This window comes from Acinetobacter sp. X9 (assembly GCF_054889255.1).
In genome coordinates this window covers 1,989,877-2,012,144 of record NZ_CM142679.1, presented here as the reverse complement: position 1 = coordinate 2,012,144, position 22,268 = coordinate 1,989,877, and the positions used below count along the sequence as shown (strand labels likewise).

The window sequence follows — 22,268 nt, the reverse complement described above, 5'->3', positions numbered from 1 at the left end:
GGAGAAGAGGGAGTTATACAGTGAAAGACTCACCGCAACCACATTCACCTTTTTTATTGGGATTGTTAAATTCGAACCCTTCGTTAAGGCCATTCTTTACGTAGTCCATTTCTAAGCCTTCTAAATAGACAAGACTTTTTGGATCTACAAAAACCTTAACGCCAAATTGTTCGAAAACTTGGTCATGTTCATCGACAGAATCAACAAATTCGAGAACATAAGCCAACCCAGAACAACCAGAAGTTTTCACACCCACGCGAATGCCTTCACCCTTACCTCGATTTTTAAGGTAATTGCTAATATGAGTCGCAGCATTTTCAGTTAAATGAATCATGAAAACTCCAACGTTTACAATGGTAACAAATTAAGCTTTAGATTTTTTACTGCGGTAATCATCAATCGCAGCTTTAATTGCATCTTCAGCTAGTACAGAGCAGTGAACTTTTACTGGAGGAAGAGCAAGCTCAGTTGCGATATCAATATTTTTGATCGCTTGAGCTTCATCAAGAGTCTTACCTTTTAACCATTCAGTTACAAGTGAGCTTGATGCAATTGCAGAACCACAGCCATAAGTTTTAAAGCGTGCTTCTTCAATCACCCCACTATCATTTACCTGAATTTGCAAACGCATCACGTCGCCACATGCAGGTGCACCCACCATGCCTGTACCAACATTTTCAGAGTTTTTATCTAAAACACCAACATTACGTGGGTTTTCGTAATGATCAATTACCTTTTCGCTATAAGCCATTTCGCTTCTCCAAACCTCGGGGTCAGCCTAATATTAATATGAGGGTTAAAACACTAATTTCAATAATTAGTGTTCTGCCCATTCAACTGTAGAAAGATCGATACCTTCTTTGTACATATCCCAAAGCGGAGAAAGTTCACGTAATTTCTCAACAGCGGCTTTGGTAATTGTAAGCACGTGGTCAATGTCTTCTTCAGTTGTGTATTTACCAAAACTAAAGCGGATTGAGCTGTGTGCTAGCTCATCAGATAAACCTAATGCGCGAAGAACATATGAAGGCTCTAAAGTTGCAGAAGTACAAGCAGAACCACTTGATACTGCAGCATCTTTAAGCGACATCATTAAAGATTCACCTTCAACAAAGTTGAAGCTAACATTTAAATAGTTTGCAACGTTTTGAGTTGGGTGACCATTTAAGAACACTTGTTCAAGGTCTTGTAAACCGTTCCAAAGTTTGTCACGAAGTTTACGGAGACGCTCTTGTTCTGCATGCATTGTTTTGCCTGCAATTTCAAACGCTTCACCCATACCAACGATTTGGTGAGTAGCCAAAGTACCAGAACGCATACCACGCTCATGACCACCACCATGAATTTGTGCTTTTAGACGAACACGCGGGCTACGACGTACATATAATGCGCCGATACCTTTTGGACCATAAATTTTATGAGCAGAGAAACTCATAAGGTCAATTTTCATCGTAGATAAGTCGATATCAACTTTACCAGCTGCTTGCGCTGCATCTACGTGGAAAAATGTTTTGTTGGCACGTGTTAATTCACCAATCGCCGCTACATCTGTAACTGTACCGATTTCATTGTTTACCATCATAAGAGAAACAAGAATAGTATCTGGGCGAAGGGCAGCCTTAACCATTTCAGGAGTGATTAAACCTGTTTGTGGTTCTGGCTCTAAATAAGTAATTTCAAAACCTTGTTCTTCTAATTCACGACAAGGATCTAGAACAGCTTTGTGTTCAATTTTACTTGTAATGATATGTTTGCCTTTAGATGCATAGAATTGAGCTACACCTTTAAGGGCAAGGTTATCTGATTCAGTTGCACCAGAAGTCCAAACAATTTCACGTGGATCAGCTTTAATTAAATTTGCTACTTGCTCACGTGCATATTCAACTTTTTCTTCTGCCTGCCAGCCATAAGCGTGCGAACGAGACGCAGCATTACCAAAGGTACCGTCGAAAGTTAAACACTCCATCATACGTTCTGCAACTTGCGGATCTACTGGAGTGGTTGCTGCGTAATCAAGATAAATTGGACGTTTCATATCAAATACCTGTACCCGATAAAAGAGCTGAATCTGTGCCAGTCACATTTTGGCGTAATGCAACAGTTTGAACGTTGTCTCGGCTAATGAGGTCGGCAAGAGAGATTTTTGCTAAATAGTCGGCAATATGATGAGAGAGTTCTTGCCATAAATCATGAGTGAGACACATTGCACCATTTTGGCAGTTACCTTTATGGTCACAACGTGTTGCATCAACCGTTTCATTTACAGCTTCAATAATTTCTAACACAGTAATTTCATCAGCATTTCGAGCCAAATGGTAACCACCATTTGCACCACGAACACTAGAAACTAACCCATGACGCTTAAGTTTTGCGAATAACTGTTCTAAATAAGCAACTGAAATGGATTGGCGTGCGGCAATTTCGGCGAGCGTGATCGTTTGTTCAGTTGGCTGCAAAGCTAAATCAAGTAGAGCAGTCACTGCGTAGCGACCGCGAGTTGTAAGGCGCATGATTCGATACACATGTTAAGACTAGATAATAGGATTTTATGAATCCCGACTAAAATAGTCAAGTTTTTTTATTTTTAATTCAAGTGTTGGAACAAAATAGAAAAATAAATTAGGCAACCCACAAATTATATATGAAATAAACAATAAATATTAGGCTAATTATACCAAAGGAGAAGTTAATATTTCGTTGACGTCGTTGTAAGCGATTAATTCGATTTTGATATTGTTTAATTTCCACGTGAAGGGAGTTGATCTCTGATCTTTGTTGATCAATTTTCTCAAGTAATGGGGCGATTCGTTTACGTGAAGCAAGAGTTTCAGCTTCATCATCTGGGGTGTTAAACCACTGCTTCCAGTCAACTAGCAATTTTGGAAGAGTCAAATGAGAAATTAAATCTAAAAGTTCCTTTTTCGTTTCCTCATCACCATCAATACGCATATTTTTTAGACTGCGTTGATTAGAAAATCCGAAAATTTTAATTAGATCAATAAGCGTACTATTGATCTCAAGATCAATACGTCTATCAAAAGAGTGAATATCGAATAACAAACCTTTTTCTGTAAATTGAACATAGAAGTCAAAGAAAGGTAAATAGCTATTAATACGAATCGTTGTTTTGTTCAAAATAAACTTTTTCGCTTGCAAGCGAAGGGCACCATCGTGGGTGAGAATAAATGAAAAAAAAGTTTCTAAGATAATTAGAACAATATTTAGCAACAGACGCGGATGTTTTTGTCTTTGTTGCGTTTCACTCATAAAAGTTTATCCTTAGAAATAGCAATTAACTGAAGAATGGGACATCCTATCCCAAACTTAACACAATGTCGTGTTAAATATATTTACATGACTTATTTGCTTTGTAGAACAGTTTTGTAAATGGATCAAGTCTTTACTTTGATATTATAGAAATATTTTGTGGTCAAATCAGTCATCATTTCTCTCATCTGATTAGGAGTTTAGATTAATGGATAATGCAAATATAGATACCCAGATAGAAGAGTCGGAAGAAAAAAATAAATTAAAATCAAAAAGTTCAAGAAAATCAGCTTTGGATTTTAGGAAGTATACTAAGCAAATTTGGTTAGCTGGATTAGGCGCTTTTTCTCGTGCGGAAGAAGAAGGAAATAAGCTGTTTGATTCCTTAGTTAAAGTAGGTGAGGAGCTAGAATCAAAAACTGGAGACTTAGCAGACAATACTGTCGGTAAGGTCACAGAAAAAGCAAAAGAGTCTGTATCTGAAACAAAAGACAGAGTAGAAAAGATTCTTGATACGAGTGTTAATCACTCTTTAAATCGCATTGGATTGGTGACACCGAAGGATTTACAACATATCGAACAGTTGCTTGTACAACTGCATATTAAGGTGGATGCTTTAATAGAAGAAAATCAACAGTTGAAAGCAAAATTGAATAAAAAGTAAAAAAATGTTGGGATTTAGCAAATATATAACAGTTTTTTAGCATTTATTTTTGCTAAAAGCCCTGCTCTAGTATTGCGTTTTCCCCTAAAGCATTGCTATAAAGGCGTCATGGCCTTTTAAACTATAGCCTTGGACCTTAAACAAACGATATTAAGAGGATGTTTTATTCATGAATAAATCAGAATTAATCGATGCAATTGCTGAAAAAGGGGGAGTATCTAAGACTGATGCAGGCAAGGCACTCGATGCGACAATTGCGTCAATTACTGAAGCACTTAAAAAAGGTGACACAGTAACTTTAGTTGGTTTTGGTACTTTCAGTGTTAAAGAACGTGCTGCACGTACTGGTCGTAACCCAAAAACTGGCGAAGAGCTTCAAATTAAAGCAACAAAAGTACCTAGCTTTAAAGCTGGTAAAGGTCTTAAAGATTCAGTAGCTTAATCTTTTAAGATGAATAAACGCGCCAGAATAGGCGCGTTTTTTATTAAATATCTGAATTGACCAATATTGCTCATTCATTGATTGTGGTTTTTCAGTTAAAATTCTCCTCGAAATAAAATATTGGAATACTTATGGAATCGTTTCGTACAGTCATTAAGGGTTGGCTCGGCAAAGTCCTTCTAATTTTGTTTTTGACCCCTTTAGCACTTGTAGGTATTGAAGGATATTTTAATAGGGGAAACAAGGCTGATGTTGCTAAGACAGTAAATGGCCAAGAAATATCTAAAAAAGACCTTGAAACTTTAACTCAGTCTTACAAAGAACAATATTTAGCTGCTGTTAAAGGGGATGAGAGTTTACTCAATTTGCCTGTTATTCAGGCTAAGGCACTCGATATTTTAGTGTCACGTAATTTATTGATACAGCAAGCTGAAAAATTAGGTATCTCTCTGAGTGATGCTCAAATTGAGCAAATGTTAGCTCAACAGCCTAGTTTGCAAGAGAATGGTCAATTTTCACAAAAACTTTATGAAAACTACTTACGTTCGATTGGCATGACGAGTCAGGGGTTGATATCAAGCCTACGTCAAGATCATGCTTTGAAAATGTTAACATCAACATTTACTGACTACTCATTAGTAAGCAAAGTTGATCTCATGCAAATTGCGAATTTGCAAACTGAACAACGTACATTACATTTAGCTAGCATTAAATTAGATGCTTACAAAACAGGTTTAACTGCTTCTAATCAAGAAGCTACAGATTATTATAACAAGCATCAAGGTGAGTTTAAGCAACAGGCTTCGGTTGATGTTGATTATGTTGTATTGTCTCCTTCAATGATAGCGAAACCAGCCCCTGCAACTGAGGCTGAACTTCAGCAAGCATATGCTAAGTTTGTTGAAACTCAGAAAAAAGATGCTAAGCGAACTGTGAAGCATATTTTAATTACTACTGATGCTCGTGATGATGCAGCGGCTCAAAAACTGGCAAAAGAAGTTTATGCGAAAATTCAGGGTGGTCTTTCATTTGCACAAGCTGCGGCACAGTTCTCTGAAGATCCTAGTTCAAAAGCAAAAGGCGGTTTAGTTGAAGCATATGCACCAGGTGTTTTCTCGGATGCATTTGATAAAACTGTTTTAAGTTTGAAAAATGGACAAGTTTCACAGCCAGTAAAAACACAATATGGTTATCATATTATTGAAGCAGAAACTCAAGCTAACCAAATCCCTTCATTTGAAGCTGAGAAGGCTCGTTTAACTGCTGAGGTTGAGAAGAATAAAGTTGCGACCGTTTATTCAGATACCGTAAATAGTTTGAATGAAACGATTGTTGGCAATGATTCTTTAGAAGCTGTTGTTCAAGAAGTAAAAGGTACAAAAGTTGAATCATTAAATGGTGTAACTTTAGCTACTCAAAATCCATATTTAAGTGATCCAAGCGTCAAAATTAAGTTATTTAATGATGATGTGAAGAATGGTGACCGTAATACTTCCTCTAATATTCAGTTAGCGAATGGTGATACGGTATGGGTTAAAGTACGTGATTACCACGCAGCTGGTGTAAAACCATTAGCGCAAGCGATGAATGAAGCAAAAGCAAAAGTTATCGATGAAAAAGCGCGTAAGGCTGCTCAAGCAAAAATTGCTACTATGTTGACTGAGTTTAAAACTCAACCTGCAGACCAAGTGGTTGCTAAAAACAAAGTCGCATTTGAGTCAGCTGGTGTGTTTACTCGCTCACAAGGTTTAAAACGTGAAATTGAACGTGCTGCATTTAGCTTAGCTACACCTAAACCAGGTATGTGGTCTGTTACAACAGCAAACTTACCAAATGAGCTTGTAGTAGTTGCAGTTTCAAATGTAAATTCATCAGCTGTAAATGCCATTCCTGCCGATCAGTTACAACAGTTAAAACAACTTTATCGCCAATCACGTGGTCAACAAATATTAGAAGATTACAGCCAATATTTAAAATCACATGCAAAGATTAAATAATAATTTGATGAAATAAAAAAAAGCGCTTCTGCGCTTTTTTTTATTTCTATTAATCGAGATGATGTTCGATATATTGCTGCCGATATTGTTTAGGGGATAAATCGAAAATTCGTTTAAATGCCTGACTAAAAGCAGTTTCGGATGAGTAACCAACTTTGTTTGATATTTGCTGAATTGATAAGTTACTGGTACGTAAATACTGACTTGCTAAACGAAAGCGATAATGTTGCAAATAAGTTAGGGGGGGGGCCCCAATAATACTATTAAATAGATTTGCAAATTTTGAACGGGACATACAGCATTGTTCAGCTAAAGACTCAACGGTCCAAGCGACTTCTGGTTGGCTGTGAATAGCAGATAGGGCATTACTCAATTCAGGATGGGTTAATGCACTTAGCCAGTTTTGTTGATCTGTCATTTGTTGAACATGATCACGAATGCACTCAATGAGAAGAATACTGACTAAATGATCAATAATTTTGTCATGTCCCGGCCTGATTTTTTGAGTTTCAATTGCTAAAAAATAAAGCCCAATTTGTAGCCATTCGGGTGGGTTGGTTTGATTTTCGTGCTGAATATGCATAATCGAAGGCAATGCATTAATCAAAGGGCCTGCCATATGAGTATCAATCTGACAGCGCAAACAGAGCAACAAGGTTGTATCTTGATAGGAGGTGCCAAACTCAATCGCGTCTTGTCTATGACCATTAAAAAACGAAGTAATATCTATTGAATCTACTAGTTTATTCGCTGTTGATTTTGAGTCAGTGGCACTATGTGCTTTTCCAGAAGGTATTAAAATAATATCTCCTGCTGTCGCAATTATTTTTTCTGAAGCATTAAGTTGAATATATACTGAACCGGTTAAAACAATATAGGCAAGTAAAGCAGATTGATCTTGTGTTTTAAAAGCCCATTCTCCTTGAGCTTTTAAATAGATGTATTCAGACTTATTAAGGTGAATATCATCAAAAAACTTACTTAGTGCATCCATGTTTATATGATCAATCATTATTTTATTAAAATTATAGTGAGCTATAAGAATAGATCAACATGTGTTTTTAGGACAAAAAAGTGGAAGAAAATGCCAAAGACTTTGAAATAGGTTTTTTGGACGGTTACTACTGTTAAGTAATTAGTATTTCTTTAACTATATAGATATATAGAAAAAGGAAATATGACTATGAATGCACCAGTAAATGTTCAGCAAGAACTTATGCCAGTGCCAGCGTCTATGCGTGAGATAGATCGTAAGCGCTTTTTATGGATGATTAGTCCAGCCCTACCTGTAATTGGTTTAGGTATTTTAGCTGGTTACCATTTTGGCCCACGCCCATTAAAAAAAGTTTTCGCTTTAGGTGGTCCACTATTATTACATGTGGTGATTCCCGCAATTGATACGATTATCGGGAAGGATGCACGTAATCCAACTGATGAAGAAATTAAACTACTTGAAAAAGATCCATATTACTCACGTCTTGTGAAGAGTTTTATTCCACTGCAATATGCTGCAAATGTTTATGCATGTTATTTAACAAGTCGTAAAACTACATCATTCATTGATAAAATTTTGCTCGGTGTTTCAATGGGGGCGATTAATGGTATTGCGATTAATACAGCCCATGAATTAAGCCATAAGCACGATCGTATTGATCATATTTTATCTCATCTTGCTTTGGTTCCTACAGGTTATAATCATTTCCGTATCGAACATCCTTATGGACACCATAAACGTGCAGCAACTCCTGAAGATCCGGCTTCTTCACGGATGGGTGAAACATTTTATGAGTTCTGGCCACGTACAGTTGTGGGTTCTTTTAAGTCTGCAATTGAAATCGAGAAAAATCGTTTAAAACGTAAAGGAAAAGAGTTCTGGTCAGCAGATAATGAATTATTACAAGGCTGGGGAATGAGTGCTGCTTTTCATACCTCTATGGTGGGACTGTTTGGTAAAAGTACAATTCCATATTTAGCGACACAAGCATTTTACGGCATTAGTCTTTTTGAAATTATTAACTATATTGAACATTATGGCTTACTGCGTCAGAAAAAAGAAAATGGTCAATATGAACGTACAATGCCAGAGCATAGCTGGAACAACAATAACGTAGTAACAAACTTATTTCTGTACCAGTTGCAGCGTCACTCAGATCATCATGCTTATCCGACTCGTCCATTCCAAGCATTACGTCATTTTGATGAGGCGCCAGAATTACCAAGTGGTTATGCAAGTATGTTATTACCTGCGTTAATTCCTTCGTTGTGGTTCAAAATAATGGATAAGCGAGTTTTTGATCACTATAAAGGTGATTTGAACAAAGCGAATATTTCACCAAAACGACGTGCAAAAATCTTCAAAAAATTTGGTGCAGTAGATCAATCATTAGAAGCATAAAAATTGAATAAATAATATATATTCCTGAAATACCAAACCCTCTAATCATGTGATTAGAGGGTTTTATCTTTTAGATAAATCTTAGAGTTATGAAGCAAGAGAGTTTAGATTCTCTTGCGTCTTTTTTATTTTAATTCACTGGAAGATTTACCAAGCTCACGACGCGCAATAATTAATTGTTGAATTTGCTGAGTACCTTCAAAAATATCAAGAATCTTTGAATCACGTGCCCATTTCTCAAGTAGTTCATCTTCGTTATAGCCAACACTTGCTGCTAACTCGACACATTTTAAAGTGATCTCGTTACCAACACGACCTGCTTTTGCTTTTGCAATAGAAGCTTCTTTAGAATTTGGCTTTTTGTTATCAGCCATCCACGTTGCTTTTAACATGAGCAGACGAGCAGCTTCCCATTCAGCCTCCATGCGGTAGATTTGTGCTACAAGGTTAGAAGCATGCAGATAGGGAGTCGAGTAGTCAGGATCAAGCTGATCTTTAAAAATCTCTTTAATACGCTCTAGTGAAGCTTTTGCACAACCGATTGCCATTGCTGCAACTAAAGGCCGAGTATTGTCAAAAGTTTCCATTACACCAGCAAAACCTTTAGCAACATCCACTTCGGCATTACCCAAAAGGTTCTCAGCAGGTACACGGCAGTCAATAAAACTGATGACTGCTGTATCTGATGCTTTAATTCCTAATTTATGTTCGAGACGTTCGACCTTCATACCGGGCGTACCTTTAGGTACGACAAATGATTTAATTGCTGCACGTCCAAGTTTACGATCGAGCGTAGCCCAAACAACGACAGAATCTGCACGTTCGCCTGAAGTTACAAAAATCTTTTCACCATTTAGAATGTAGTCATTGCCATCTTTGGTTGCTGTGGTACGGATAGCGGCAGAGTCGGAGCCACAACCAGGTTCTGTGATGGCCATTGCTGCCCATGTTCCTTTGAACCGTTCTAATTGCTCATCATTTGCGACAGCAGCAATTGCTGAGTTTCCAAGACCCTGACGAGGCATACTCAGTAATAAGCCTGTATCGCCATAACACATCTCAATAATTCCAAGAGCGGTCGACATGTTGGTTCCATTGCGAATACCTTCATTGTCGGTATCACCGCGCTTTCCAGCACCCGCAGCACCAGCATTAATTCCTTCACCACCTTCATTCATGCCATCAATGAGGGAGGCAAGCATATCAAGTTCTTTTGGATATGCATGTTCAGCTTTATCATATTTGCGAGAAATAGGGCGTAAAACATTGATCGCAACATCATGTGCCTGATCAATCATCATTTTGAATTTTTTAGGATTTTGTAAATTCATTAAAGTATCCTCTGATTGATCTTTTAAGCATGTAAGCCAGATTGTAAAATTGCAGTAGCCCGTAAATCGCGGTACCAACGTTCAACTGGGTGCTCTTTTGTGAAACCATGTCCACCAAGAATTTGCGCACCATCTGTACCGATTTTCATGGATTTTTCAGAACAAAGTAGATGGGCTAAGTAAGCTTCGCGGTGAAATGGTTTGCCGGACTCTGCAAGGCTTGCAGCATTTAAAATCAACATACGCATTGCATCAATTTCAATAGCCATATCTGCGATCATGAAAGCGACACTTTGTCGATGAGAAATAGGTTCACCGAACGCGGTTCGTTCATTGGCATATTTAATACAATAAGCTTTTACAGCTTCACATGTACCTACAGTCATTGCACACCACATTAAGTTGCCTAAATCTACAAAGGCTGTGTAATCAAAATCTGTTGCACCTAAACGTAGAGCAGGAGTGTGATTAAAGCGAAGAGTTGCTGTTTCTGTCGCTTTAAGGCCCATGGCCGGAGTGTTTTTTATTGAAATTGTTTCATTACACTGCACGACAAATACATCTGGTTTACCGTTAAAGTCTGCACTTACTAAAAATACATCAGCTAAGTCGCCTAAAATCACTAATGTTTTTTCACCATCAATAAAAAACTTATCATTTTCAAGTGATGCTTTTGTTTTTAAAGCATAAGGATTAAATGCTGGAGTTGTTTCTTGAACAGCAAAAGTTGCTGTAATGTCTGAGTCTTCTGCAAAACATGGTAGGTACATCGACTGAACTTCAGCAGAACCCCAACGTGTGATTGCATTAATAACGCTAAATGTACTGAGTAATCCTGCTGTAAGGCTGAAATCACCTTCAGCTAGTTTTTCAGCAATTAACAAGTTACTAACGATATTTTGTTCGGCCGCTACTCCACCGAGTGCTTCTGGAAGTGCATAGTAGTTAAGTCCTAAATCTTCAACATATTGCCAAAGACTTTCAGGAAACTGAGCTTCCTGATCGGCATCATGAGCTAACCCCAATAAAACCTCTTGAGCAAATTGAGACATTGCTTCAGAAGTCATTTGTTGTTCTTCGGTTAAACTTAAATCAAATAAATTTTTTTGTTGGCGAGGTAAACGTTGTTGAGAGATTTGCTTGGGCTTAAATGCTTTTTGAGTCTGCGTTAATGCTCTAAAGCCAGCTTTTGAACCTTGATAAAGAGATTTTTCAACAAATTTACGCAACTTAAGTTGATCAAGTACATCGCTTCCAGCCAATCTTGTGATCAGCGATAAACCCAAACCCTGAGCTTTATTGATCATACTTGTCATGATTATGGTGTCCTAACACATTGTTATTGTTTTATGCTGACACGCCTTATATTAAAAAACTATGTCGTTACTGACATTCGAAAAATGAGTAGACAAATGGTAAATACAAAATAATAAAATTATAAGTTTTTGATTTTATTTATTTAAAGTGATTTTAATATTGGGGGAGTCGAGAAGGATTGACTAGAATGACATAGAATCATTCTAGTCTTTCATTAAATCAAGCAAAGTTACGAATCATACGTCGTACATTGGTTTTTGCATCAATAACCGTCATAAATGTGTAGGCTCCAATGAATTTACGGCTAATAAACATAAACTCTTTTGGCGGAACCGAAAAATAACGTGAAGCCATTGATTTACTAGCTTGTTGCATAACACGGCTATGGAGCTGGCTTTTCTTCCAGTCATAACGTTCGTGTTCATCCATAAGACCAGCGGGCATATCTGGGTTATTTGCAGGAGTACTGAATGCTTCTGTTGCAAGTAAAAAGACATCAGCCATACCTGGTTTAATACTTTCAGGCATCGCATCAAAGAACTCGTAACCAGTCATGGCTTTGACCATTGCATCTTTATTATGTTGATAACCTGCCTGAATGAGTTGACGGGCAACTGATAGCAAGTGTTCATCAAACTGGCGAATAGCACCAAAATCTAATAATACAATTTTGTCTTGAATGTCTTGGCCATTACCTAAACGAACAAGGTAATTACCAAAGTTAGGGTCAGTTTGCATTTCACCCCATTCAAAAATTTCACGAACCGCAATCTCTAATGACGCTTCACCGAGTTGATTACGACGTTCTTGAGGTAATGACAACATCACAGGGCTATTAATTGGCACACCACGTTCAAAAGTCATACAGAGCACTTGATTTGTGCAATATTCATCTACAATTGTAGGAACAATATAGCGCTCATCATCTTTTAAGCGTTCACCAAAGCGACGAGTAGTGGCAGCTTCAACATCATAGTCAACTTCACGATGCATCATTTCACGTACTTCATCAAACCACTGATCAAATTCACGGGTTTGTGGAACCATACGCGTCAGTTTAAGCATGTTTTTAAACAAGCTCATATCGGAGTCAATAGCATTTGCAACGCCCGGATATTGAATCTTTAAAACTAGCTCTAAACCATCTGATTTACGCGTTGCACGGTGTACTTGTGCGAGAGAGGCCGTACCAATTGGCTCATGATCAATTGTTAAATCATTTAATTTAGCGCCCAATTGCTCTTGAAGGTGCGGCTTAATTGCAGGCCAATCTAAAGCAACTGTCTGGTTATTTAAGGTGTTTAGTGCTTGTGTAATTTCTTCAGGTAAAAAATGCTCACCATAAAGGGCCATCATTTGGCCAATCTTAACAATAGAACCCTTAAGTTTACCTATTTCAGAAACCAGATAATTAGCTTGCTCGCTCATCGCTTTTTTGCGTTTCTTTTCTTTTTCTTCCTCATTAGAAAATAAAGAAGAGGCACTTGCAGTTGCCCAACGTGTTCCTGCAAGTAAAGAAGCTTTCGCGATTGATAAGCGTCGATCCATGGAAGAAGTTTTTAAACTCTTAAGCTTATCTTTCTGATTTGACATGAAAATAGAATCCTATGCGCATCATGCAGCCAAACGCTGGTGATCTAAAATTGTAACGAATATTACATGTTTTGAGCGTATTAAAATAGTTCTCTCAGACTGAATGATCAGTCGAAATGGCTATCTTTATTTCATTAACTTTAAAATAGCCTAAGCAATTTTAAAATTTAAGAAACTTACAGCGTTCAGGTGAGTAAAACTAGGGTAAAACGGATCTTTCACAAAAACTTAAATTACATTTTAAATTGAATCTTTAATTCAGATTTCTGCATCAAATGCAGGCGATTGGTCTGAATATGTTGCAATAACATCTGTTTGACTGAATCATGCATAAAACCAAGTGCATGAGCTTTTACTATAATGATGCTAGGAAGGGTGTAAAAGAAGTACTTAACATCATCAAGAGTTGCGTTATTAAAAATACCTTGTTCAATTAACGTCTGCTGCAAAAATTGCTTTTCATTTAATACAGAATCTGATGATTCATCCCAAAAACGGTGACGCATAGCCATCAGATTGTTGTGTTTATAACTCATAAAATTGTCAGCTCAGACTTAAATCTAAATAAAATATATGGAGTCGAGCCATGAATATCAAGTTGAGATTATTTTTTATTCAGTTGCTGTTTGATTTTTTATGTAATTCTTGTAAATAGCCTAAGCAATTTTAAAAATTTTTCTAAAAAAACTATAATCCAAATAATTTCATCTATAACACTACTTATTATGACTCCTGCATGTAGACTGTTAAAAAGCAATAAAATTGAATTTTCAATCCATGAATATGAGCATGATTCAAATGCTAAAAGTTTTGGATTAGAAGCAGCAGAAAAACTAAATTTAGATGTAAGGGAGGTATTCAAAACATTGATGGTTAGCGATGATAAGAATTTTTTTGTTGCAGTATTGCCAGTTAATCATCAATTAAATTTAAAAAAAGTGGCTACGGCGTTTGGCTGTAAAAAATTGCAAATGGCCAATCCAAAAGACGCTGAACGTTTAACGGGGTATTTGGTCGGAGGGATTAGTCCTTTAGGTCAGAAGAAACGCTTAAAAACCATTATTGATGCATCTGCACAAGAATTCAGCAAAATCTATGTGAGTGGAGGAAAACGGGGACTAGATATTGGCTTAAACCCGAAAGATCTAGCACAACTCTTAAATGCTCAATTTGTTGATGTACTTGATGAGTAAAATAAATCTTTTTCTTATCTCATTAAATTAACTAATTTTAAGATAGGTAGTATTAAATCAAGTTTTTTAATAAAAACAATTCTCATTATTATTTATATTTAGTATTATCCCGAGCCTTATAACTATCTAATAACTTTTGGGTTTGGAGAAAGGGAAAATGAATCAATACAAAAAGGTTGGGGCTAACTCAAATCATCTGATGTGTGCAGAATCACGATATTTTAAATTAAAACCTTGTTGTATTGCTCTAGCAGCAATATTTGCGCAGCAGGTTTATGCAAATACAAGTATTGAAAAGGCAGCCCTTAATAATCAACCGACACAAAAGCCTGTAGCTCAATTGCAAAAAATTATAGTGACGGCGACAAGGACGCCAAAAAATATTGCTGAAATTGCAGGCACAGTTCAAACGATTGAAAAGCAGCAAATTGAACAACAGGCAACTGCTGGACGAAAAATTGCCGATATATTGGCTCAGTTGGTTCCATCACTTGGGGTGAGTAGTGGAACAACTACCAACTATGGGCAAACAATGCGTGGTCGTGATGTCATGATTATGATTGACGGCGTATCGCAAAATGGCTCACGCGATGTTGCTCGGCAACTAAATAGTATTAGTCCAGGCATGATTGAACGTATTGAAGTTCTTTCAGGAGCTACAAGTATTTATGGATCAGGTTCTACCGGCGGGATTATTAATATTATTACGAAACGTGCTGATTCGACTAAACCAGTAAGTTTTGAAACTAAACTTGGTATTACGTCTTCCGATACACTTCGGAGTGATAGTCTAGCTTATGAAATTGGCCAATCCATTTCATTTAATAAAGATAATGTAAATGGTTTTTTAGGGGCTAATTTCACTAGTCGCGGATCTCAGTTCGATAGCCATGGTGATCGTATTGCTATAGCACCTATGCAAGGTAGCCGTCCTGATACTGATACAATTGATGTTAATAGTCGTATAAATATAGATTTAGCTGATAACCAATCACTAAGTTTGGGTGTACAGTATTATAAGGATGAACAAGATACGAAGTATGGTCCTGATTATGGGAAAAATTATATTTATGGCGGAGCGCCTAACTCATATATTGGGAAAAAGGGTTTAGAAATATCTAATCAGCCTTTTACAGAGCGCTATGCATTCAACACTCAATACCAAAATAAAGATATTTTAGGTCAGGTCTTAAATTTAGAAGGATATTACCGTAAAGAAGATGCTCGTTTCTTTCCAGTCTTTTTAGGAGGGGAAGGTACAGAAGCAAAGCAATCTCAATCTGAAATCCAAGTGGCTGGTCTGCGTTCAACAGTACAAAGTGATTTAAATATTATGAATCGTGATCTTAATCTAACTTATGGTTTAGATTATGAACACGAAAAAGATCATCAACACTACGAGCATTTCACAGCATTTAATACAGGTTTGGCCTATAAACCTACAGGTAAAACTTCCGATGCCGGTCCAAATACAACAATTCAAAGTGCTGGCATTTTTATACAAGGTGATTACGCTTTAACAGACCGTATGAATGTCCAGGCTGGTACTCGTTACCAATATATCAAAGCTGAAACAGAACAGTACTCGACTAAAAATGGCATGCAGCCAAGCGGATCTGTAAATGACGATGCTGTTTTATTCAATTTGGGAGCGATATATAAATTAACAGATGAGCAGCAAATATTTGCTAATTTCTCTCAAGGTTTTAGCTTTCCAGATGTACAACGAATGATGCGTGATGCATTTAATATCTCAACAGCGAATATCCAACCTATTAGTGTAAACAGCTATGAATTAGGCTGGCGTTTACAAGGGGAGCAAAGCCTAAATCTAGGTATAACGGGTTTCTATAATACCTCAGATAAAGTTGTTCAATTCTACAAGAACAGTAATAAAGAAACTGTTGCTGAGGTTATGGACAAAGACCAACGTGTATATGGTGCTGAACTAACGGCGACCTACCCATTTATGGAAGAGTTTAAAGTTGGGGGAACACTGGGTTATACGCGAGGTCAATATAAAGATACGGATGGTAAATGGAAAGAGTTGAATGCTTTTCAAGTTTCACCAATCAAAGGTACTGTTTTTGCCGAGTGGAACAGTGATGAAGGATATGGTGCTCGTATGCAAATTCTTGCTATAAAAGGTACAAATGAAGCAGTAAAAGATGGTTCACTTTCAGCTGTAAAAATTAAAGGCTATAGCACGATGGATGTTTTGGCTCATTTTCCAGCTTGGAAAGGACGTATAGATTTTGGTGTATATAATGTTTGGAATAGAGACTATCGAACTGTCTATAGTCAACAAGCAGAAAAAGTATATGGGCTGGTAGAGAGTATTCCAGCTGAAGGACGTACTTACGGCCTCAGTTATACATTTAATTATTAATGTGAAGTGAGATAGGGAATATCTATAAATCATAGGTATTCCTTAATAAATTTAAAAAAATAATAAAATAAACTTGCATTATTAAATGCAAATGATTATCATTACCTATATTGAAAGTTGAGAAACGTTCTAGTAATTAAGATTAACGTCTACTACTGTAATGCTAAGTTTTAGGCGATTTAAAGTTATACCAGAGACTCCAATAATAATGATTTTGAAAAAGATGAGTTGATTTCTGGTATGTGAGCGCCTGCAGGATATTATAAAAATAGGCAGGTTCAACTAGCGGTAAATGGAACAAAGAAAAATAAACATTATCAGCGCAACAAAAAGAACTAATCAAAAGTAGCAGGCGAGGATGGCCTGCTGCTTTTGTAGTTAAAGTTAATTTCATAGTTATTTATACATTTCAACTATTTTGGATATTTAACTCTACACAGTAACAGATCGATTATATTTTTGATTAAAAAATAACCACTAATGTTTCATTTATTAACATCCTGCCTTTTTAGCCGTTTTTTTGTATACCCTGAATAAAACATGATCAAAAAAAGAGGTAAAAACGTGCTTATCTTTCATGGAAAACCTGTTCACGGAGCTATCTTCGATATGGATGGGACAATGTTTGACACTGAGCGATTACGGTTTCAAACATTGCAACAGGCATCTCAAGAACTCATTGGACAGGAGTTTTCACACGAATATTTAATGCAATGTTTAGGTTTAAGTGCAACTACTGCTGAGCAATTGGCGCAACGTCTATATGGCGTAAATGTTCCATATAAAGAAATTCGAAAAAAAGCTGATGAGATGGAACTCGAATATATTCGAAAGCACGGCGTGCCTATTAAAAAAGGTTTAGTTCAAGTTTTAGAGCGTTTACGAAAATCGGGTTTAAGAATGGCTGTTGCGACTTCAAGCCGTAGGGCAATTGCCGAAGAATATTTAATTAATGCGAATGTTTATAAATTTTTTGATGTGATTACCTGTGGTGATGAAGTAGAGCAAGGAAAGCCGCATCCAGAAATCTTTTTAAAAGCTGCTAGTCAACTTCACTTGGATGCTAACCAGTGTCTTATGTTTGAAGATTCTGAAAATGGTTTAACTTCAGCTCACACTTCAAAAGGTTTAACGATTTTATTAAAAGATATTAAAGAACCAAATGACGAAATGCTGGAAAAAGCACATTTTTATTATGATCAGATGTATGACTTTTTATCCGATCTCGATCAATTTATTCCTGTTATGGACATGCCAGAAATGCAGGAACCTTTTCCGCAAAGTCTGAATCAACTGACAGTGGGAATACATGGTTTCGGTGCTATTGGCGGTGGTTATATAGCGCAGATCTTGTCACATTGGGATGGGTACACAAAACCAAAAAAAATTATTGCTTCAACACGTAATAGTCTTTTTCGCGAAGCCGTAAATGCATTTGGAACATATAGCATTCGCTATGGGCAATTTTCTTATGATGAACGTATTGAGAATATGACAATTGTTGATTCTGGCAATGAACAACAAATGTTGGAGATGTATACCCATTCAAGTTTGATCGCACTGTGTTTACCCGAACAGGCCATCGAAGCTGAAGCAAAAATAATTGCAAAAGGATTATATGCGCGCTTTAACTCGCCACTTGAAACATGTATTGAACCGTTAACTTTTCTAATTATTTTAAATAAAGTCGGCGCGAAATATTTGGTTATGAAGCATCTTAAAGATGCTCTACTAGAGTTAACCAATGATGAAGATGTGACGGAGCATATTTTAAAAGAACATTACTTTTGCGACACCGTTGTAAACCGTATGGTTTCAAAACTATCTAATCAAAATTTATATCGCCAAATTCGTATTAAGCATAATTTTCTTGAACAGCATTTAGAAGACGTGGAAAACGAGGAACAAATCGAAATTGAAGACTGTAATAAACTGACTCAAGATCAGCAAAATCAGGCATCTTTATATGTTGATAACATGCGCCGTAATTTTCAGCCAGGCCATATATTACAAAGCATGGATCTAATTCTGTTTCATAGCGAAACGGATATGCCAATTTATGTAGAAAAAGGCAGCCCTTTACTCGAAAAGTTGCGTCAAGTTGTCTTGGTTAATCAGATTATAGACATTCAATTAATCAAAAACCGTCTATGGAACGGCGTACATGCCATGCTTGCTTGGTACGCATCTTTACTAGGTTATGATTCTGTTGGCGTCGCAATGGGGGATCATTCAGTTAAAGCATTTGCAGAAAACTTAATAAGAGAAGTAAAGCAAGGGCTTGCAATTGTATTACCTAACTATGCAAAAGATCTGGATCGCATGGCACAAAGCTTCCTAGACTCATGTGAATATGCATTTAAAGACCCTTGTCAAAGAGTGGCAAGAGATCCACTTCGCAAATTAACTCATAATGAAAGAGTAATTGCGTCAATTGAGGTGAATATAGATCATAATTTGCCTTATAAAAATCTATTAAAAGGTGCTGCACTAGGGTATGCCTATGCGATTCAATATTTAGAAATTGAAGAGGCTGATGCGATTAAACATTTACAGCAGCAAATTCAGAAATTGGATATGAGTACTGCCCAAAAAAGACAACTTGAAGTTGAGTTAACGCAATTAGTTCAATATTTATTTTCTGAACAAGGCAAGCAGCCTTTAAACATGAATATTGTCAACTCAGAAAAAGCGCGTACTCAATATGCCTAAATCCTTTTAATTATGCTCTACAACTGAAAGGCAAACATGCTTTAATACAAGAATTGAACGATTTTGAATTAAAGCTGTGTTGCTAAAACCCTCGACGTTCATGGTGCCAACATCTATACGAGATTATCCAGAGTGGCATCTTGGGCGCCAAAATTATGCGTTATGGTATTTAGAAATTAATGATCAAAAAATAGTTGATTATTTAAATGCCTTGCGCGCGCATTTTTCAGAATTCTTATTAGAACCCAATAGTCGTCAATATCATATCACGCTGTTTATATGTGGATTTTTAGACCACGAAACCAGAGTTTATAGTGATGACTTTAGTTTGAGTGAGTTGGAGCAGCAAAGAGAAATCTTAAAAAAAGAAGATTTTGCTCCGTTTCATTTAAAAATTGGTTCAATCGATAGCTTTAGTAGTGCTCTATTTGTAGAAATAGGAGACACTGAAAATATCTTATTTCAGATACGCCAAAAGTTAGGTTTAGTTTCTAATGAAATTGCGGCTTTAGATTATTGCCCACACATCACTTTGGGGTTGTATAAAACAGACTATAGTAGTGATTTGATTTTACAAAAAATTTCTGAATTACCTGTACAATATAAACAGGCTGAATTTGACCTTAAAGTTGAGCATTTAACATTTGGTTATTATCAAGCTCAAACTTTACAAGGTAAGTTATATCCGTATCAGCATTTGTTTTTAGGTGATGCATGTTGCAACTGATTTTGGGTGGAGCCCGTTCTGGCAAAAGCCGACTGGCTGAACAAACGGCAATAGACAGGCAATTAGCTGTCACTTATGTTGCAACGGCGCAAGCGCTAGATTCTGAAATGCAAAGTCGAATAACCCATCATCAAAATCAGCGTCCTTCTCACTGGTCCTTGGTTGAAGAACCTTTATATTTAGCAAAAATGCTGCAAAAAATTGATAGACCTAATCAAATTATTCTTGTGGATTGTTTAACACTTTGGCTAACCAATTTGTTACTTTTAGAAGATCAAAATGTTCAACAACTTGAGTGTGAGCAACTATTAAAAGTTTTACCCACGCTTCAGTCAGAAATTATTTTAGTAAGTAATGAAACGGGTTTAGGCGTTGTGCCACTCGGTGAGATTAGTCGTCGATTTGTCGATGAAGCAGGTAGACTGCATCAGAGTTTAGGGCAAATTGCAGATAAGGTTGTGTTTTGTGTGGCTGGTTTTCCAATGATTTTAAAAGGTGAGAAATAAAATGAACTGGTGGTTACAATCTGTACAGCAACCTGATGTGGACGCAAAACAACAAGCTGAGCAACACCAGCTTCAACTGACCAAACCTACAGGTGCTTTAGGTGATCTAGAACTGATAGCAGTAAAACTTGCTAGTTTGCAATCAAATGCGCATCCACACATTACCCATCCATGGATTACAGTTTTTGCTGGCGATCATGGCGTGGTTGAAGAAAATATCTCTGCATATCCTCAAGCCGTTACCCGTCAAATGTTACAAAACTTCACGACTGGTGGTGCAGCAATTAGTGTTATTACCAAATATCATCAAGCTCATTTACAAGTGATTGATTGCGGTACAGTTGGTGAAGCATATGAATATGCAGGGGTTGAACGTCATTGTATTAGTGCCGGCACAGCAAATTTTGCCAAACAAGCTGCAATGAATGCTGAAGAGTGCCGTGCTGCCTTAGAGTTAGGTAAAAACAGTGTAGACACGGCCAAATCTAAAGGTGCAGATATTTATATTGCGGGTGAAATGGGAATTGGAAATACCTGTTCTGCTTCTGCCTTAGCATGTCTTTTATTAAATGATACTGCCGAGCAATTAACTGGAGTTGGTACAGGAATTGGTGCCGATCAGTTAAGACATAAAATTGAAGTGATTGAAAAGGCAATTGAACTTCACCATAAACATGTCGTCGGTGATGTATTCAAAACACTATGTGCTGTAGGTGGTTTGGAAATTGCAGCAATTATCGGTGCTTACATTCGCTGTGCGCAGGTGGGCTTACCTATCATTGTCGATGGTTTTATTAGTTCGGTCGCTGCTTTATGCGCAGTACGAATGAATTCTAACGTGCGTGACTGGATGCTTTTTGGCCATCAATCGGCAGAATATGGACACCAACGTATTTTACAAGAACTCAATGCTGAGCCGATTTTAAAAATGAATTTGCGTTTAGGTGAAGGTAGTGGGGCTGGCGCTGCTTTGGCATTAGTTAAAATGGCATGTGTATTACACAACCAGATGGCTACATTTGCTCAAGCTGCTGTAAGCGGGGATAAAATTGGGTAAATTCAAAATTGATTTGCTCAGACATGGCGAAAGTCAGTATAGCCATACTTTACGTGGACATTTGGATGATGAGTTAACGGCAAAAGGTTGGCAGCAAATGCAGTCAACCATTGAGCAAGTTACAAATCAGTCATGGGATGTCATTATAAGTTCAACATTAAAACGTTGTGCTTGTTTTGCTGAGAAACTTGCAAAGACAACTCAGCTACCTTTACTTTTAAACCATGACTTAAAAGAAATGTATTTTGGTGAGTGGGAAGGTGTCTCAACTCAGCAAATTTACGAAACCTCACCCGAATTACTTGCAAATTTTTGGCAAAAACCGAGTCAATATTGTCCACCTCGCGCAGAAACATTAAACCAGTTTCAAATAAGGGTTCTTAAGGGCTTTCAAGATTTGCTGAAGCATATGCAAAAACAACACTTACAGCATGCACTGGTTATTACGCATGGCGGTGTAATTAAGCTATTGGCTTGTTTAGCTAAACAACAACCTCTAGATGACTTACTTAAAATGCCAGCAGAGCTTGGAAAATTATATTCACTCGAATTTTCTGAAACAGATGGTCAAATAACTTTTAAGTTAAGATAGTAGTTTTATATTTTTATACACTTGTAAGTTATTATTTTTACAATATTATTTTAGCCTGTGTAATAGAATTGTCATTGCTACTATCT

Annotated in this window: 21 protein-coding genes; 11 read left to right on the top strand and 10 right to left on the bottom strand. The window is 36.9% G+C overall.

What is annotated here, in order from left to right:
* Positions 1-13: 13 nt before the first annotated feature.
* From iscA to ACYU0V_RS09545, 5 genes are all read right to left on the bottom strand, one after another.
* A complete protein-coding gene (gene iscA / locus ACYU0V_RS09565; protein ID WP_002117986.1) occupies positions 14-334 on the bottom strand; it encodes an iron-sulfur cluster assembly protein IscA in 321 nt (106 codons plus the stop codon).
* A gap of 30 nt (positions 335-364) precedes the next feature.
* Entirely contained in the window at positions 365-751 is a 387-nt protein-coding gene (iscU, locus tag ACYU0V_RS09560) for a Fe-S cluster assembly scaffold IscU (protein WP_002117907.1), read from the bottom strand.
* Between the two features lie 66 nt (positions 752-817).
* Entirely contained in the window at positions 818-2,035 is a 1,218-nt protein-coding gene (locus ACYU0V_RS09555) for an IscS subfamily cysteine desulfurase (RefSeq protein ID WP_002117998.1), read from the bottom strand.
* A 1-nt stretch (position 2,036) separates the two neighbouring features.
* Complete coding sequence (locus ACYU0V_RS09550) at positions 2,037-2,510, bottom strand: Rrf2 family transcriptional regulator (protein ID WP_002117915.1); 474 nt, start codon at positions 2,508-2,510, stop codon at positions 2,037-2,039.
* A gap of 109 nt (positions 2,511-2,619) precedes the next feature.
* Positions 2,620-3,267 (bottom strand): hypothetical protein, encoded by a 648-nt coding sequence (locus ACYU0V_RS09545; protein WP_086264585.1) that lies wholly within the window; start codon positions 3,265-3,267, stop codon positions 2,620-2,622.
* Positions 3,268-3,475: 208 nt separating this feature from the next.
* On the opposite strand from ACYU0V_RS09545, the gene ACYU0V_RS09540 reads away from it, so the two are divergent.
* The 3 genes from ACYU0V_RS09540 to ACYU0V_RS09530 all read left to right on the top strand — a co-directional run bounded on the left by ACYU0V_RS09540 (position 3,476) and on the right by ACYU0V_RS09530 (position 6,370).
* Positions 3,476-3,931, top strand: a complete 456-nt coding sequence (locus ACYU0V_RS09540; RefSeq protein WP_086264586.1) for a phasin family protein — start codon at positions 3,476-3,478, stop codon at positions 3,929-3,931.
* Between the two features lie 169 nt (positions 3,932-4,100).
* Entirely contained in the window at positions 4,101-4,373 is a 273-nt protein-coding gene (locus ACYU0V_RS09535) for an HU family DNA-binding protein (RefSeq protein ID WP_001043034.1), read from the top strand.
* A 131-nt stretch (positions 4,374-4,504) separates the two neighbouring features.
* Positions 4,505-6,370 carry a SurA N-terminal domain-containing protein gene (locus ACYU0V_RS09530; RefSeq protein WP_086264587.1) on the top strand — a complete coding sequence of 622 codons (1,866 nt, stop codon included), beginning with the start codon at positions 4,505-4,507 and terminating at the stop codon, positions 6,368-6,370.
* A 49-nt stretch (positions 6,371-6,419) separates the two neighbouring features.
* On the opposite strand, the gene ACYU0V_RS09525 is transcribed toward ACYU0V_RS09530, so the two are convergent.
* Positions 6,420-7,364, bottom strand: coding sequence for a cupin domain-containing protein (locus ACYU0V_RS09525; protein WP_461847162.1), 945 nt, complete (start codon positions 7,362-7,364; stop codon positions 6,420-6,422).
* 189 nt (positions 7,365-7,553) lie between these two features.
* On the opposite strand from ACYU0V_RS09525, the gene ACYU0V_RS09520 reads away from it, so the two are divergent.
* Positions 7,554-8,765, top strand: coding sequence for an alkane 1-monooxygenase (locus ACYU0V_RS09520; protein WP_461847161.1), 1,212 nt, complete (start codon positions 7,554-7,556; stop codon positions 8,763-8,765).
* 125 nt (positions 8,766-8,890) lie between these two features.
* On the opposite strand, the gene ACYU0V_RS09515 is transcribed toward ACYU0V_RS09520, so the two are convergent.
* The 4 genes from ACYU0V_RS09515 to ACYU0V_RS09500 all read right to left on the bottom strand — a co-directional run bounded on the left by ACYU0V_RS09515 (position 8,891) and on the right by ACYU0V_RS09500 (position 13,542).
* The gene (locus tag ACYU0V_RS09515; protein ID WP_086395057.1) at positions 8,891-10,096 is read right to left on the bottom strand and encodes an acyl-CoA dehydrogenase family protein; all 1,206 of its coding nucleotides are present in this window, start codon (positions 10,094-10,096) and stop codon (positions 8,891-8,893) included.
* Between the two features lie 23 nt (positions 10,097-10,119).
* Positions 10,120-11,403: an acyl-CoA dehydrogenase family protein gene (locus ACYU0V_RS09510; protein WP_461849932.1), complete on the bottom strand. Its 1,284-nt coding sequence runs from the start codon at positions 11,401-11,403 to the stop codon at positions 10,120-10,122.
* Between the two features lie 229 nt (positions 11,404-11,632).
* Complete coding sequence (locus tag ACYU0V_RS09505; RefSeq protein WP_017386866.1) at positions 11,633-13,006, bottom strand: ABC1 kinase family protein; 1,374 nt, start codon at positions 13,004-13,006, stop codon at positions 11,633-11,635.
* Between the two features lie 233 nt (positions 13,007-13,239).
* Positions 13,240-13,542 (bottom strand): hypothetical protein, encoded by a 303-nt coding sequence (locus ACYU0V_RS09500; protein ID WP_004792622.1) that lies wholly within the window; start codon positions 13,540-13,542, stop codon positions 13,240-13,242.
* Between the two features lie 189 nt (positions 13,543-13,731).
* On the opposite strand from ACYU0V_RS09500, the gene ybaK reads away from it, so the two are divergent.
* The 7 genes from ybaK to ACYU0V_RS09465 all read left to right on the top strand — a co-directional run bounded on the left by ybaK (position 13,732) and on the right by ACYU0V_RS09465 (position 22,182).
* The gene (ybaK, locus tag ACYU0V_RS09495; protein ID WP_461849930.1) at positions 13,732-14,199 is read left to right on the top strand and encodes a Cys-tRNA(Pro) deacylase; all 468 of its coding nucleotides are present in this window, start codon (positions 13,732-13,734) and stop codon (positions 14,197-14,199) included.
* Between the two features lie 157 nt (positions 14,200-14,356).
* On the top strand, positions 14,357-16,588 hold the full coding sequence (locus tag ACYU0V_RS09490) for a TonB-dependent receptor (RefSeq protein WP_461847158.1): 2,232 nt from the start codon (positions 14,357-14,359) through the stop codon (positions 16,586-16,588).
* Positions 16,589-17,152: 564 nt separating this feature from the next.
* Positions 17,153-19,300, top strand: coding sequence for a bifunctional mannitol-1-phosphate dehydrogenase/phosphatase (mtlD, locus tag ACYU0V_RS09485; RefSeq protein ID WP_461847157.1), 2,148 nt, complete (start codon positions 17,153-17,155; stop codon positions 19,298-19,300).
* Positions 19,301-19,400: 100 nt separating this feature from the next.
* Positions 19,401-20,027 carry a 2'-5' RNA ligase family protein gene (locus tag ACYU0V_RS09480; RefSeq protein ID WP_347746027.1) on the top strand — a complete coding sequence of 209 codons (627 nt, stop codon included), beginning with the start codon at positions 19,401-19,403 and terminating at the stop codon, positions 20,025-20,027.
* Positions 20,015-20,533 (top strand): bifunctional adenosylcobinamide kinase/adenosylcobinamide-phosphate guanylyltransferase, encoded by a 519-nt coding sequence (cobU, locus tag ACYU0V_RS09475; protein WP_262439590.1) that lies wholly within the window; start codon positions 20,015-20,017, stop codon positions 20,531-20,533. Before ACYU0V_RS09480 ends, cobU begins: the two co-directional genes overlap by 13 nt.
* A 1-nt stretch (position 20,534) precedes the next feature.
* Positions 20,535-21,590, top strand: coding sequence for a nicotinate-nucleotide--dimethylbenzimidazole phosphoribosyltransferase (cobT, locus tag ACYU0V_RS09470; RefSeq protein WP_461847154.1), 1,056 nt, complete (start codon positions 20,535-20,537; stop codon positions 21,588-21,590).
* Entirely contained in the window at positions 21,583-22,182 is a 600-nt protein-coding gene (locus ACYU0V_RS09465) for a histidine phosphatase family protein (protein WP_461847153.1), read from the top strand. Before cobT ends, ACYU0V_RS09465 begins: the two co-directional genes overlap by 8 nt.
* Positions 22,183-22,268 lie beyond the last annotated feature (86 nt).

What these genes read in the sequence shown, in the direction of transcription:
- ACYU0V_RS09555 (WP_002117998.1), bottom strand. Translation starts at nt 2,035, where the DNA reads ATGAAACGTCCAATTTATCTTGATTACGCAGCAACCACTCCAGTAGAT.
- cobU (WP_262439590.1), top strand. Translation starts at nt 20,015, where the DNA reads ATGTTGCAACTGATTTTGGGTGGAGCCCGTTCTGGCAAAAGCCGACTG.
- ACYU0V_RS09520 (WP_461847161.1), top strand. Translation starts at nt 7,554, where the DNA reads ATGAATGCACCAGTAAATGTTCAGCAAGAACTTATGCCAGTGCCAGCG.
- ACYU0V_RS09550 (WP_002117915.1), bottom strand. Translation starts at nt 2,510, where the DNA reads ATGCGCCTTACAACTCGCGGTCGCTACGCAGTGACTGCTCTACTTGAT.
- ACYU0V_RS09500 (WP_004792622.1), bottom strand. Translation starts at nt 13,542, where the DNA reads ATGAGTTATAAACACAACAATCTGATGGCTATGCGTCACCGTTTTTGG.
- cobT (WP_461847154.1), top strand. Translation starts at nt 20,535, where the DNA reads ATGAACTGGTGGTTACAATCTGTACAGCAACCTGATGTGGACGCAAAA.
- ACYU0V_RS09525 (WP_461847162.1), bottom strand. Translation starts at nt 7,364, where the DNA reads ATGGATGCACTAAGTAAGTTTTTTGATGATATTCACCTTAATAAGTCT.
- ACYU0V_RS09515 (WP_086395057.1), bottom strand. Translation starts at nt 10,096, where the DNA reads ATGAATTTACAAAATCCTAAAAAATTCAAAATGATGATTGATCAGGCA.
- ACYU0V_RS09540 (WP_086264586.1), top strand. Translation starts at nt 3,476, where the DNA reads ATGGATAATGCAAATATAGATACCCAGATAGAAGAGTCGGAAGAAAAA.
- ACYU0V_RS09480 (WP_347746027.1), top strand. Translation starts at nt 19,401, where the DNA reads ATGGTGCCAACATCTATACGAGATTATCCAGAGTGGCATCTTGGGCGC.
- ACYU0V_RS09490 (WP_461847158.1), top strand. Translation starts at nt 14,357, where the DNA reads ATGAATCAATACAAAAAGGTTGGGGCTAACTCAAATCATCTGATGTGT.
- ACYU0V_RS09535 (WP_001043034.1), top strand. Translation starts at nt 4,101, where the DNA reads ATGAATAAATCAGAATTAATCGATGCAATTGCTGAAAAAGGGGGAGTA.
- iscU (WP_002117907.1), bottom strand. Translation starts at nt 751, where the DNA reads ATGGCTTATAGCGAAAAGGTAATTGATCATTACGAAAACCCACGTAAT.
- ACYU0V_RS09510 (WP_461849932.1), bottom strand. Translation starts at nt 11,403, where the DNA reads ATGATCAATAAAGCTCAGGGTTTGGGTTTATCGCTGATCACAAGATTG.
- ACYU0V_RS09505 (WP_017386866.1), bottom strand. Translation starts at nt 13,006, where the DNA reads ATGTCAAATCAGAAAGATAAGCTTAAGAGTTTAAAAACTTCTTCCATG.
- ybaK (WP_461849930.1), top strand. Translation starts at nt 13,732, where the DNA reads ATGACTCCTGCATGTAGACTGTTAAAAAGCAATAAAATTGAATTTTCA.
- ACYU0V_RS09530 (WP_086264587.1), top strand. Translation starts at nt 4,505, where the DNA reads ATGGAATCGTTTCGTACAGTCATTAAGGGTTGGCTCGGCAAAGTCCTT.
- ACYU0V_RS09545 (WP_086264585.1), bottom strand. Translation starts at nt 3,267, where the DNA reads ATGAGTGAAACGCAACAAAGACAAAAACATCCGCGTCTGTTGCTAAAT.
- iscA (WP_002117986.1), bottom strand. Translation starts at nt 334, where the DNA reads ATGATTCATTTAACTGAAAATGCTGCGACTCATATTAGCAATTACCTT.